Raw genomic sequence first — 525 nt, forward strand, 5'->3', positions numbered from 1 at the left:
CGGGAAGTAGTCAACGTCGGGGAGTTGGAGGTCGATCGCGGGCTGGAAGACGTTGAAGACCCGTTCCTTGAGGTCTTGTGTCTCGTCGGTAATCCCGAGTTGGGAGTGTTTCCCACGAACAGACTCCTCGGAGTACCCCGAGTCCGTCTGGAAACGCCCGAGGACGGGGTTCACGTCGCCGTTATCGGCCTTCTGGTACGTCTTGAAGACCTGTGCGGACTTCTTGTTCGTCGTCCGCCGCGACTCCATGTTCGCCTGCTCAACGTACGTCTCACGGATCGGTTCGATGTAGTCGTAGACCTGCCCGTTCGACGGGGCGATGTAGTACGTATGGAGCTGCGGAAAGGCGTCGTGTGCCCACGTCGCGATAGCGCCCGTTGAGAACGACTTCAGTTCACCACGAGCGAGCAACAGGACGTTAACGTCAGCCCAGTTCTCGGGGTAGAGCCACGAATCCTCGTGGAGCAGGTGACTAAGTGGTTCACCGTCGGTCGTCTTGAAGTCGTACGCTTTCGACGGATCAAC

1 protein-coding gene is annotated in these 525 nt (G+C 58.7%); it reads right to left on the reverse strand.

All coding sequences use genetic code 11. From position 1 onward, the window contains the following. The coding region (locus tag EXE42_RS18925; protein ID WP_158293768.1) for a hypothetical protein at positions 1–525 on the reverse strand (525 nt) is incomplete at both ends.

The sequence above is a fragment of the Halorubrum sp. SP3 genome (assembly GCF_005435195.1).
GTDB classification, from domain to species: domain Archaea; phylum Halobacteriota; class Halobacteria; order Halobacteriales; family Haloferacaceae; genus Halorubrum; species Halorubrum sodomense.